Origin of the sequence: Burkholderia sp. NRF60-BP8 (assembly GCF_001522585.2) — a bacterium.
Taxonomy (GTDB): domain Bacteria; phylum Pseudomonadota; class Gammaproteobacteria; order Burkholderiales; family Burkholderiaceae; genus Burkholderia.
In genome coordinates, this window is the sequence record NZ_CP013372.1 from 178,920 (window position 1) to 191,339 (window position 12,420).

Genomic DNA, 12,420 nt, shown 5'->3' on the forward strand with positions numbered 1-12,420 from the left:
GCTGCGGCACGCCGCGCGCGCGCATCAGCGATCGATCATCGCAAAACGGACAATCGACGGACGGATCAGCGTCGCCGGAAGTATTCGCTCGGCGCGACGCCGAGCGTCTTGCGGAACATCGCCGCGAACGCGCTGGGGCTGTCGTAGCCGTGTTCGAGCGCGAGTTCGAGGATCGGCGTGCCGGCGGCGAGGCGCGGCAGGCTCAGCAGCAGCCGCGCGTGGCGGCACCACGCGCCGTGCGTCATGCCCGTCTCGCGTTTGAATGCACGGGCGAGCGTGCGCTCGTTCATGTGTGCGTCGCGCGCCCACGCCTGCAGCGTGACGACCGACGACGGGTCGTTGATGAGCCGCGTGCACAGCGCGACGAGCGTGGGATGGTGCGGCATCGGCACGTGCAGCGACAGCGACGGCGCGATCTCGATCTCGTCGAGGATCAGTGCGAGCACGCGGCCCGCGCGGTGCGACAGGTCGTAGTCGGCGGGCAGGTCGCAGGCCGTCACGATCAGTTCGCGCAGCAGCGTGCCGACTTCGATCACCCGGCATTCGGCCGGCAGGCTCGGCCGCACTTCCGGGCCGACGAACACGGTGCGCATCTGCACGTCGCCGGCCGAGCGGATCTCGTGCTGCGTGCCGCCCGGCACCCACACCGCGCGGCCCGTCGGCACGACCCAGCTGCCCGCGTCCGCGTGCACGATCATCACGCCGGAAATCGCGTGGATCAGCTGGCCCTGGCGGTGCGAATGCGGCGGGTACGCCATGCCCGCCGGCGAGTCGGAGGCGACGACGGCGATCTGCTTGTCGCGCGCCTGGCGCTCGAGTGCGATGAAGAAATTTTCCAATTGATCGGGATTGTCCTTTTCTCGACGACGAATGCGCTTTACGCGCGAGATCGACCGCATAGGTCGAAATTACCATAAGCCCATCGTTTGTTCGACCTCCTTGCCACTGCCACCCGATGCGCGTTCCGTCCATTCCGTCCGCTTCGCCCGTTTCTCCCGCCGTCGAGACACGCTTGCCGCGCGTGCGGCGCGCCACCTGTGCGGCCGTGCTGCTGGCGTCGGCCGCGCTGGCCGCGTGTTCGGTCGGCGAGCCGTATCGGCCGCCGGTGTCCGACGCGACGCGCACCGGGCCGTTTGACGCGGTGGCCGACGTGCCGGCCGCGGCCGCCGGCGAACCGCCGCAACGCTGGTGGCGGCTGTACGACGATCCCGTACTCGACGGCCTCGTGCGCGATGCGCTGGCGCAGAACCGCGATCTCGCCGCGGCCGTCGCGCGGGTCGAGCGTGCGCGTGCCGTGTTCGACGAGGCGGGCGTCGCGCGGTTGCCCGACACGACGGCCGGCTTCGGCGTCGACTACGGCAAGCACGCGCCCGACCAGATCGTTGCGGCGGCCAAGGACACCGATGCGCGGACGCGCTGGGGTTTCGCGCCGTCGTTCTCGCTGTCGTGGGAAGTCGATCTGTGGGGCCGCGTGCGCCATCTGGTCGATGCCGCGCAGGCCGACGCCGACGCGGTGCAGGCCGCGTCCGATGCGATGCGCGTCGTGGTGGCCGCCGAGACGACGGCCGCGTATGCGCAGGTGTGCGCATACGGCGAGCGGATCGACGTGGCCGAGCAGTCGGTCGGCATCGCGGACCGGCTGGCCGCGCTGACGGCGAAGCAGCGCGCGCACGGGCTCGTGTCCGACCTCGAAGTGGCGCGTTCGCGCGCGTTCGCCGACGACACGCGCGCCGATTTGCCGGCGCTCGTCGGCTCGCGGCGCGCGGCGCTGTACGAACTCGCGGTGCTGACCGGGCGCGCGCCCGGCGCGCTGCCCGACGCCGCCGCGCATTGCCGCACCGCACCCGTGCTGGCGCGGCCGTTCCCGGTCGGCGACGGCGCGTCGCTGCTGCGCCGCCGCCCCGACCTGCGCGAGAGCGAGCGCCAACTGGCCGCCGCGAATGCGCGGATCGGCGTGGCGACGGCCGAGCTGTATCCGTCGATTTCGCTCGGCGGCTCGGTGAACTGGCTGTCGACCGGCGGCGATCCGTCGACGCTCGGCGACAAGTACGCGATCGCCTGGGGCGTCGGCCCGCTGATCACGTGGCGCTTTCCGAACATGGCGGCGAACCGCGCGCGGCTCGCGCAGGCCCGCGCCGACGACACGCTCGCCCGCGCGCAGTTCGATGCGCAGGTGCTGCGCGCGCTGAAGGAAACCGAACAGGCGCTGGCTCGCTACGGCGCCGCGTGGCGCCGCCGCGCCGCGCTCGAAACCGCGCGTGCCGAGCATGCGCGCGCCTATCGCCTCGCCGAGCTGAACTACGAAGCCGGCGCCCTCGATTTCCTCGGCGTGCTCGACGCGCAGCGCAGCCTCGTCGCGGTCGATTCGGCGCTGGCCGAGTCGACGCAGCAGGTCTCGCTCGACCAGGTCGCCGTGTTCAAGGCGCTCGGAGGCGGCTGGCAACCGTAGCCGGCTGCGTTCGCCGCGTCCCTGTCCGTTCTCTTGCACGCCAACTCATCATTCCGATCATGAGCACGACTGCCGTACCCGAAAAAGCCAAAACCGCCCGGTTCTCCCGGCGCCAACTGATCGCCGCGGGCGTCGTGCTCGCCGTCATCGCGCTCGCCGTGTTCGGCTGGCACTGGTGGACCGTCGGCCGTTTCATCGAAAGCACCGACGACGCGTATGTCCGCGCCGACGTCGTGACCGTCAGCTCCCGCGTGTCGGGTTACGTCACGCAGGTCGCCGTCGACGACAACCAGCCGGTGAAGCGCGGCGACGTGCTCGTGCGGCTCGACGACCGCGACTATCGCGCGAAGGTCGACGATGCGCAGGCCGCCGTCGCGGCGGCCGACGCGACGCTGCAGGCCGAGCAGGCGGCGGCCGCGACGCTCGACGCGCAGATCGGCCAGCAGCGCAGCCAGATCGCGCAGGCCGACGCCGATGCGGCCGCCGCGCGCGCCGAAGCCGCGCGGCGCGACGCCGATGCGACGCGCTACAAGCAACTGCTGGCCGAATCCGCCGCGAGCGGGCAGCGCTGGGAGCAGGCCCACGCGGACGCATTGAAGGCGCGCGCCGAGCTGACCCGCGCCGGCGCGGCCGTGCGGGTGCAGACCGACCAGCAGACCGTGCTGCAGCGCCGCCGCGAACAGAGCACCGCGGCGATCGCGCAGGCACGCGCCCGGCTTGCGGCGGCCCAGGCGAAGCTGGCGCTCGCGCAGCTCGATCTCGATCACACGGTGATCCGGGCGACGCGCGACGGCAGCGTCGGCCAGCGCGCGGTGCGGGCGGGCCAGTACGTCGAAGTCGGGATGCCGCTGCTCGCGGTGGTGCCGCTGAGCGACGTGTACGTCGTCGCGAACTTCAAGGAAACGCAGTTGGGCGCGATGCACGACGGCCAGCCCGTCCAGATCGACGTCGACACCTATTCGGGCCATACGCTGCACGGCCGCGTGATCGGCCTCGCGCCGGGCTCCGGGGCGCAGTTCGCGCTGCTGCCGCCCGACAACGCGACCGGCAACTTCACGAAGATCGTGCAGCGCATCCCGGTGAAGATCCGCGTCGATGCGCCGCCGGCCGGTGTCGTGCTGCGACCCGGGATGTCGGTGATCGCGCGCGTCGACACGCGCGGCACGCAAGGGGCCGGCACGTGAGCACGACGACCGCGCAGGCTGCGCACGAAGACACCGTTTCGCTGCGCGCGTGGGTCGCGGTGCTCGGCGGCGTGTTCGGCTGCTTCATGGCCGGCATGAACGTGCACGTGACCAATGCGTCGCTGCCCGACATCCGCGGCTCGCTCGGCGCGAGCTTCGAGGAAGGCTCGTGGATCACCACCGCGTACCTCGTCGCCGAGATCGTCGTGATTCCGCTCACCGGCTGGCTCGTGCAGGTGTTTTCCGCGCGACGCGTGCTCTTGGTCGGCGCGACCGGCTTTCTCGCGTTTTCGCTCGCGTGCTCGGTCGCGCCGAGCATCTCGACGATGATCGTCGCGCGGGCGCTGCAGGGCGCGTTCGGCGGCGTGCTGATCCCGCTGTCGTTCCAGCTGATCGTCACCGAATTGCCGCCGTCGAAACATCCGCTCGGGATGGCGCTGTTCGCGATCGCGAACAACGTCGCGCAGGCGGCGGGGCCGTCGGTCGGCGGCTGGCTCACCGACATGTATTCGTGGCGCTGGATCTTTTATCTGCAGATTCCGCCGGCGATCGCGCTGGTCGCGGCGATCGGCTGGGCGATCCGGCCCGTGCCGGTGCAGCTCGGGATGCTCAGGCGGGCCGACTGGTTCGGCATCACGACGATGGCGGTGGGCCTGAGCGCGTTGCAGATCGTGCTGGAGGAGGGCGGACGCAAGGACTGGTTCGCGTCGGACCTGATCGTCGAGCTGTCGATCGTCGCGGCGCTCGGGCTGGCGGCGTTTGTCGCGATCGAGCTGCGGCGCAAGGAGCCGTTCATCAACCTGCGGCTGCTCGGCCAGTACAACTTCGGGATCGCGAGCCTGATGCAGTTCCTGTTCGGCGCGGTGGTGTTCGGCGTGGTGTTCCTCGTGCCGAACTACTTTGCCGAGCTGCACGGCTACAGCGCGCGCGACATCGGCCTCGCGATGATTCCGTACGGGCTCGTGCAGTTCGCGATGTCGTTCCTCACGCCGCCGTTGATGCGCCGCACCAGCCCGCGGACGACGATCGTGCTCGGCTTCGTGCTGGTCGCGGCCGGGTGCCTGATGAACATTCACCTCGACGCCGACGCCGCGTCGAACGTGATCGTCCCATCGCTGATCGTGCGCGGCATCGGGCAGTCGTTCGTCGTGATCGCGCTGGCGGTGATGGCCGTCGACGGGATCGAGAAGGCGCAGCTCGGGTCGGCGTCGGGCGTGTTCAACATGGTCCGCAACGTCGGCGGCGCGATCGGCATCGCGGTGATGAGCCAGATCGTCGTCGAGCGGCAGAAGCTGCATGCGATGCGCATCGGCGAGGCGGTCACGCCGTTCTCCGAGGCGTTCCAGGAGCGCATGGCGATGCTCGCGCGGCTGCTCGCGCGCGTGCATGCGCCGCGCGCGGACGTGCTGCCGGGCGGATCGTTCTCCGGCGTGCATGAACTTGCGCTGGGGCTCGTCAACCAGCGCGTGATGCGCGAGGCGCTGCTGATGGCGTACAGCGATACGTTCCTGATCGCGGGAATCGCGATGATCGGGTGTACGGCGGCGGCGTTCATTCTCAAGGGGAAGAAAAAGGCGTGAGGGCCGGCTGTGTGCGGGCCGTGCGTCTATTTCCTGCATCGTGAGGAACCCGTGAGGTTAGCGTGTGCCGGCGCTCGTGCGCGACACGCTATGCACTATGCGTTGCGCGGCAAGAGAACGACAAATGGCCGGGCCGCTGTGGCTGACCTCGATCCGGAGTGCCGTGTCCGTCGCCGTCCCGCGAAGATCGCCGCCGATCTCCGTCTCGATCTACCGCTCCGTGCTTTGCAGGTTCGCGAAGGCGACGGACCGCATCCTTTCGCTGCATCGCCGAATACTGTCGGCGGTTTCCATTATTTTATATTTCGACTATTATCGAAATATGGAAACGAACCAGACCGTCGCCGCCTTGTCGGCGCTCGCCCACGAATCCCGGCTCGCCGTGTTCCGCGCGCTCGTGCAGGCCGGGCCGCGGGGCCTACCCGCGGGGCAGATCGCCGTTTTGCTCGACGTGCCGCCATCGTCGCTGTCCTTTCATCTGAAGGAACTGGCCCATGCCGCGCTCGTCACGAGCCGGCAGGAAGGCCGCTTCGTCATCTACAGCGCGAACTTCGCGACGATGAACGGCCTGCTGGCCTATCTCACCGAGAACTGCTGCGGCGGCAATCCATGCTCGCCGGTGTCCGCGTGTTCGACGTCCGGCACGCAAACCTGTTGACGCGTTCGCGCGCATTGCCCATGACCACCCACGTACTGATCCTCTGTACCCACAACTCGGCGCGCAGCGTGCTGGCCGAGGGGATGCTCAACCATTGGGCCGCGAAGCTCGGCAAGGACGTGCGCGCGTACAGCGCGGGCAGCGCGCCGAGCGGCCGGCTCAATCCATTCGCGCTGGACGCGCTGACGAACGCTGGCGTCGACACGAGCGGCTACCGCAGCAAGCGCTGGGACGAATTCGTCGGCGCCGGCGCGCCTGAAATGCGCGTCGTCATCACGGTATGCGACAGCGCGGCCGCCGAAACCTGCCCGTACTGGCCCGGCAGCCCGGTGAAAGTGCACTGGGGCTATGCCGATCCATCGAATGCGCCGGGCGGCGATGAAGGCAAGCGTCTCGCGTTCGAACTCACGCGCGAGGCGCTCGGCTACCGGATGCTGCAATTGCTGGCGCTGCCGCTCGATCGCATGAGCAACGCCGAACTCCAGGCGGCACTCGTGGAGATTTCCCGAAACTGACTGCGCGCATGGCGACCGGCGAGAAGCCGCTGGCCGCTCGCGACACCGAGATCGATACCCGTCCAATGAACGCACCCGACGTCTCGCCGGCAGGCAAGGCGGCCGCCATGCCCGCCATCAATTTCTTCGAACGCTATCTGACCGTCTGGGTGGCACTGTGCATCGTCGCCGGTATCGCGCTCGGGCAAGCGCTGCCCGGCCTGTTTCAGCACATCGGCCGGATGGAATATGCACACGTCAACCTGCCGGTTGGCCTGCTGATCTGGGTGATGATCGTTCCGATGCTCGTGAAGGTCGATTTCGGCGCGCTGCATGAAGTGCGTCGGCATGTGAAAGGCATCGGCGTCACGCTCGTCGTGAACTGGCTCGTCAAGCCGTTCTCGATGGCGCTGCTCGGCTGGCTGTTCATCCGGCATCTGTTCGCGTCGCTGCTGCCGGCCGACCAACTCGACAGCTACATCGCCGGGCTGATCCTGCTGGCCGCTGCGCCGTGCACGGCGATGGTATTCGTGTGGAGCCGGCTGACGGGCGGCAATCCGCTGTTCACGCTGTCGCAGGTCGCGTTGAACGACAGCATCATGGTGGTCGCGTTCGCGCCGCTGGTCGGGCTGCTGCTCGGGATGTCCGCGATCACGGTGCCGTGGGCGACGTTGATCACGTCGGTCGGGCTCTACATCGTCATCCCCGTGATCGTCGCGCAGGTCTTGCGCAAGCGGCTGCTCGCCAAAGGGCAGGCGGCATTCGACGCCGCGATGTCGAAGATCAGCCCGTGGTCGATCGCCGCGCTGCTCGTGACGCTCGTGCTGCTGTTCGCGTTTCAGGGCGAAGCGATCCTCAAAGAGCCGCTGGTCATTGCGCTGCTCGCGGTGCCGATCCTGATCCAGGTGTTCTTCAACTCGGCGCTCGCTTACTGGCTCAATCGCGCGGTGGGCGAGAAGCACAACGTTGCGTGCCCGTCCGCGCTGATCGGCGCGTCCAACTTCTTCGAGCTGGCCGTCGCGGCCGCGATCAGCCTGTTCGGCTTTCATTCGGGCGCGGCGCTGGCGACCGTCGTCGGCGTGCTAGTCGAGGTGCCGGTGATGTTGCTGGTGGTGCGCGTCGTCAACCGGTCGAAAGGCTGGTACGAGCGCGCGTGAACGAACGGGCGTATCCATCTGCATGAACGACATCCTGATTCATCGCCATGACACGGAGGGCAAGCGTGCTTGATCTTTCGAACGACCTGCCGCAACTCGATCTCGAATCGTTTCGCGTGCCGGATGCCGGACAGTTGTGGCCGGCTTCTCCGTCCACGCATGCGCCGCGGTTCCTGTTGCTGTACGGCTCGCTGCGCGAGCGCGCCTTCAGCCGCCTGCTGATCGAGGAAGCCGCACGCCTGCTGACGGCGATGGGCGCCGAGGTGCGCGTGTTCAATCCGAGCGGCCTGCCGCTGCCCGACGATGCGCCGGAGAGTCATCCGAAGGTCGTCGAGCTGCGCGAACAGGTGCAGTGGTCGGAAGGCATGGTGTGGTGCTCGCCCGAACGGCATGGCGCGATGACCGGGATCATGAAGGCGCAGATCGACTGGATTCCGCTGTCGATGGGCGCCGTCCGGCCGACGCAGGGCAAGACGCTTGCGGTCATGCAGGTCAGCGGTGGCTCGCAGTCGTTCAATGCGGTCAATCAGATGCGCGTGCTCGGCCGCTGGATGCGCATGCTGACCATCCCGAACCAGTCGTCAGTGGCGAAGGCGTTCGCGGAATTCGACGAAGCCGGGCGGATGAAGCCTTCGGCCTATTTCGATCGGGTGGTGGACGTGCTGGAGGAACTGGTCAAGTTCACGCTGCTGACGCGCGATGTCGGGCCGTATCTCGTCGATCGGTACAGCGAGCGGAAGGAGAGTGCGGAGGCGTTGTCGAAGCGGGTGAATCAGCGGAGTATCTGATGCGAGGCAGCGTAATGACCTCCCGGTGATTCGTGGAGCATCGCCGGCCACTTGCGCGTCGATCCTGATCACACGCTTGAATCGCAACTGTTTTGCCGAGTCTTTACTGTCGAGGATTGACGCCATGCAACTTCGCGCTGCCGCTGTATCGGATCTGACCTCGATCGAGGCGCTGCTTCGTGCTGCCGGCTTGCCTGTCGCCGGTGTGGCGGATCATTTGCTGAATTTCATCGTAGCGATGGATGCCGACGGCATGACGGCATGCGGCGGCATCGAGTATCACGGCGATTTTTCGTTGATTCGATCGATCACGGTGGCTGAAGGCGCGCGTGGAAACGGTCTGGGAAAAGCGATCGTTTCCCGGCTGCTGGATGCGTGTCGCGGTCGTGCTGTCGAGGCGGTCGTATTACGTACGACGACTGCGGAAACCTATTTTGCCCGATCGGGTTTCGTGCGCATCGCGCTCGGCGATGTCCCAGCGCCCCTGTTGGCATCCGGTCAGTTCGCCGGTGTGTGCCCGGCATCCGCAACCGTCATGCTTCTTGACATGAATATCGAGCCGAGCAGGACCGGCGCCGCGTCGTGATGATTGCTGCGACCGCCGGAGCCGGCCTGCATCGCATTACCCATTAGCGTTTCGTTACTTCCAGCATGACGGCGTCAGACATGTGGCCGCGCCCACTGACCGCCATCGAATGCCCGCGCTTCAGCCGGTCGTGAACGAAGTCCGGCCGACAGTCGACGTTTCGTGTTTCGCACCCAAGGCGTAGACGGTATGCCGACCCAGGACCGGGCGGCGACCGTTTGCCGGCAGGGACGGTGACGACCAATCTGTGCCGTCTGATTGTGCGGGCGTGTATTCGTCACCTTGTTGCCCATGCAACAGTCAAACCCGGCGAATGTAGCCGTCATGCTCCGCGTGGCTTGCCGCATCAACGGATATCAAGCCGAATCAGACGGGTCCGATTCACGCGTGCCCGTGTCATTCATAGAATCGCATGCATGTTGTCGGCAACGGTCGACATCGGTCGGGTATCCGAGAATCCGTTCAATTCGAATGTGCGATTTACCGGCATACCGAACGCAACGCAGCATCATCACTTTCATCTCGCGCGAACGGGGTTCGTTTCGCGCCGAGGACGGAGCCACATGAACATCATGGGCCATCAGCACATCATCGGGCGGCTTCCGGCAGCGCTTGCGACCTTCTTCAGCGGCGCGCCGCAACGACGCACGGCGATCCTCGCAGCGCTCGGCGGCCTGCTGTTCGCATTCGAGTGTGTCGCAGCATCGCGTTCGCCCGACATCGACGATTCGACCCGCAAGGTGCGTGAATCGGCAGCTCGTGCGGCGGCGCATGCGAAGGCGCGTTATCCGCGCAAGCCCGCCGCGTCGTCCGACACCGCGAAGGCGCTCGGCATGACCGATGCGGAGCTGACGTCGTGGCTGACCGACATTCGCCAGCAGGCCGCGTCACCGATCCTCCGTCCGCCTCGGGATGGCGACGTCCAGCTTCATCCGACGCGTTCAGCGCGTCCGACGGATTCGTGATCCGGCCCACCGGCATTTCCTCCCGCGACCCGGCCCGATCGCCGGTCGCATCCGTCGCCCGTTCCCGCGCGCATCGCGTCACGCCGCGCCGCGCGACGTGACACGTCCAACCATAAAACGGAGACCCGCATGCAGTTCTACGACGAGATGCATCTCGAAGGCGGCGCCGTTCGGCCCCATTACGACGAATTCGGACGCTGGCTGAGCCGGCAGACCGACGACACGATGCGCCGCAAGCGCGCCGAAGCCGACCTGATGTTCCGCCGCGTCGGCATCACGTTCGCGGTGAACGGCGACGAGTCGGGCGGCGAGCGGCTGATACCGTTCGACCAGATTCCCCGCATCGTGCCCGCCGATGCATGGCGCACGCTCGAAGCCGGCCTGAGGCAGCGCGTGCAGGCGCTCAACCTGTTCCTGCACGACGTCTACCATCGTGGCGACATCGTGCGCGCGGGTGTCGTGCCGGCCGCGCAGATCTATGCGAACGCGCAGTATCGTCCGGAGATGCAGAACGTCGGCGTGCCGCGTGACATCCGCGCGCACATCGCGGGCGTCGATCTCGTGCGCGCCGGCGACGACGGCGCGTTCTACGTGCTGGAAGACAACCTGCGCGTGCCGTCGGGCGTGTCGTACATGCTGGAGAACCGCAAGATGATGATGCGGCTCTTTCCCGACCTGTTCGTGCGCAACCGCATCGCGCCGGTCGCGCACTATCCGGACCTCCTGCTGGAAACACTTCGCGCCAGCGCGCCGGACGGCGTCGACGATCCGGCCGTCGTCGTGTTGACGCCCGGCATGTACAACTCCGCGTACTTCGAGCACACGTTCCTTGCGCAGCAGATGGGCGTCGAACTCGTCGAGGGCAAGGACCTGTTCGTCGACAACGGGCACGTGTACATGCGCACGACCCACGGACCGAAGCGCGTCGACGTGATCTACCGCCGGCTCGACGACGATTTTCTCGATCCGCTCGCATTCCGCAGCGATTCGGCGCTCGGCGTGCCGGGGCTGCTCGGCGCGTATCGCGCGGGGCGCGTGTCGATCGCGAATGCGATCGGCACCGGCATCGCGGACGACAAGTCGATCTATCCGTTCGTCCCCGACATGATCCGCTTCTATCTCGACGAGCAGCCGATCCTGAACAACGTGCCGACTTACCAGTGCCGCAAGCCCGACGATCTCGCCTACACGCTCGCGCACCTGTCCGATCTCGTCGTCAAGGAAGTGCACGGCGCGGGCGGCTACGGGATGCTCGTCGGCCCGGCCGCGACGAAGGCCGAAATCGACGCGTTTCGCGCGCGGCTCGTCGCCCAGCCCGACAACTACATCGCGCAGCCCACGCTCGCGCTGTCCACCTGTCCGACCTTCGTCGAAGCCGGCGTCGCGCCGCGCCACGTCGACCTGCGTCCGTTCGTGCTGTCGGGCCGCACCGTGAAGATGGTGGCGGGCGGGCTCACGCGCGTCGCACTGAAGGCAGGCTCGCTGGTGGTGAATTCGTCGCAGGGCGGCGGCACGAAAGACACGTGGGTCGCGGGATGAGCGGCACGCGCAGGCGCGATCGAGACGGCGACGGCCCGGATCACAAGACAAAGGAGGCAGCATGCTGAGCCGCACCGCGGATCATATCTACTGGATGGCGCGTTATCTGGAGCGGGCGGAGAACACCGCGCGCATCGTCGACATCAACCTGAAATCGCTGCTGCTGCCGCACGACGACGAACGTCAGCGCCGCACGCTGCGTGCGCTGCTGCGCTCGGTCGAACTCGAGCCGGCGTTCGCCGCGAAGCATGGCGAACCGGCGCCCGCGACGGTCGTCGCGTTCCTCGTCGCGGACCGCGACAATCCGTCGAGCATCGTGTCCTGCCTGCGCAGCGCGCGAGAGAATGCACGCGCGGTGCGCGGCCTGCTGACGACGGAGTGGTGGGAGACGATCAATCACACGTGGATCGAATGCGTCGAGCAACTCGCGTCGGATGCACTCGCGGCCGATCCGCACGCGTTCCTCGAATGGGTGAAGTCGCGCGTGCACCTGGCGCGCGGCGTATCGATCGGCACCGCGATGCGCGACGACGCATATTACTTCTCGCGCCTCGGCACGTTCCTCGAACGCGCGGACAACATCGCTCGGATGCTCGACGTGCGCTTCCTCGACATCGAGCAGGCCGCAGCCGACGGATCGCCGGACGGCATCGACGAGTTCTACTACTGGACGTCGATTCTCACGTCGGTGTCGGGAATGGAGATCTATCACAAGGTCTATCGCGACGTCGTGACGCCCGATCGCGTCGCCGAACTGCTGCTGCTGAACCCCGCGATGCCGCGTTCGTTGCGTGCGGCGATCGACGATTTCTGCATGACGCTCGACAAGCTGAAGAACGGCGCGTCGGCCGAATGCGAGCGCGAGGCCGGCCGGCTGCGGGCGGAACTGCACTACGCGGATATCCGCAAGATCCGCGCGCAGGGGCTGCATGCGTTCCTGAACGAATCGCTCGAGCGTGTCTATGCGCTCGGCAACATGGTCTCGCGCACGTTCATGATGTCCGCGAGCTGAACCGGGGT

At 67.3% G+C, this 12,420-nt stretch carries 12 protein-coding genes; 11 read left to right on the top strand and 1 reads right to left on the bottom strand.

Features of this window, described 5'->3' with window-relative positions; translation table 11 throughout:
* Positions 1–65 precede the first annotated feature (65 nt).
* A complete protein-coding gene (locus WS54_RS00840) occupies positions 66–839 on the bottom strand; it encodes an AraC family transcriptional regulator (protein WP_179955199.1) in 774 nt (257 codons plus the stop codon).
* A gap of 116 nt (positions 840–955) precedes the next feature.
* Between WS54_RS00840 and WS54_RS00845 the strand changes: the two genes are divergently transcribed.
* From WS54_RS00845 to WS54_RS00895, 11 genes are all read left to right on the top strand, one after another.
* On the top strand, positions 956–2,449 hold the full coding sequence (locus tag WS54_RS00845) for a TolC family protein (RefSeq protein ID WP_059786532.1): 1,494 nt from the start codon (positions 956–958) through the stop codon (positions 2,447–2,449).
* 59 nt (positions 2,450–2,508) lie between these two features.
* Positions 2,509–3,633 (top strand): HlyD family secretion protein, encoded by a 1,125-nt coding sequence (locus WS54_RS00850; protein WP_012338921.1) that lies wholly within the window; start codon positions 2,509–2,511, stop codon positions 3,631–3,633.
* Entirely contained in the window at positions 3,630–5,213 is a 1,584-nt protein-coding gene (locus tag WS54_RS00855) for a DHA2 family efflux MFS transporter permease subunit (RefSeq protein WP_059786535.1), read from the top strand. The genes WS54_RS00850 and WS54_RS00855 overlap by 4 nt, the downstream gene beginning before the upstream one ends.
* 322 nt (positions 5,214–5,535) lie before the next feature.
* Positions 5,536–5,871, top strand: a complete 336-nt coding sequence (locus WS54_RS00860; protein WP_059786538.1) for an ArsR/SmtB family transcription factor — start codon at positions 5,536–5,538, stop codon at positions 5,869–5,871.
* A gap of 20 nt (positions 5,872–5,891) precedes the next feature.
* The gene (locus WS54_RS00865) at positions 5,892–6,386 is read left to right on the top strand and encodes an arsenate reductase ArsC (RefSeq protein WP_059786541.1); all 495 of its coding nucleotides are present in this window, start codon (positions 5,892–5,894) and stop codon (positions 6,384–6,386) included.
* A 65-nt stretch (positions 6,387–6,451) separates the two neighbouring features.
* A complete protein-coding gene (gene arsB / locus WS54_RS00870; protein WP_059786618.1) occupies positions 6,452–7,522 on the top strand; it encodes an ACR3 family arsenite efflux transporter in 1,071 nt (356 codons plus the stop codon).
* A 47-nt stretch (positions 7,523–7,569) separates the two neighbouring features.
* Positions 7,570–8,310 (top strand): arsenical resistance protein ArsH, encoded by a 741-nt coding sequence (arsH, locus tag WS54_RS00875; protein WP_059786542.1) that lies wholly within the window; start codon positions 7,570–7,572, stop codon positions 8,308–8,310.
* A 124-nt stretch (positions 8,311–8,434) separates the two neighbouring features.
* On the top strand, positions 8,435–8,896 hold the full coding sequence (arsN2, locus tag WS54_RS00880; protein WP_059786545.1) for an arsenic resistance N-acetyltransferase ArsN2: 462 nt from the start codon (positions 8,435–8,437) through the stop codon (positions 8,894–8,896).
* Between the two features lie 233 nt (positions 8,897–9,129).
* Positions 9,130–9,861: a hypothetical protein gene (locus WS54_RS33480; RefSeq protein ID WP_159086620.1), complete on the top strand. Its 732-nt coding sequence runs from the start codon at positions 9,130–9,132 to the stop codon at positions 9,859–9,861.
* 129 nt (positions 9,862–9,990) lie between these two features.
* Positions 9,991–11,400 (top strand): circularly permuted type 2 ATP-grasp protein, encoded by a 1,410-nt coding sequence (locus tag WS54_RS00890; RefSeq protein ID WP_059786548.1) that lies wholly within the window; start codon positions 9,991–9,993, stop codon positions 11,398–11,400.
* Positions 11,401–11,461: 61 nt separating this feature from the next.
* Entirely contained in the window at positions 11,462–12,412 is a 951-nt protein-coding gene (locus WS54_RS00895; protein WP_059786551.1) for an alpha-E domain-containing protein, read from the top strand.
* The last annotated feature ends 8 nt before the right edge of the window (positions 12,413–12,420 follow it).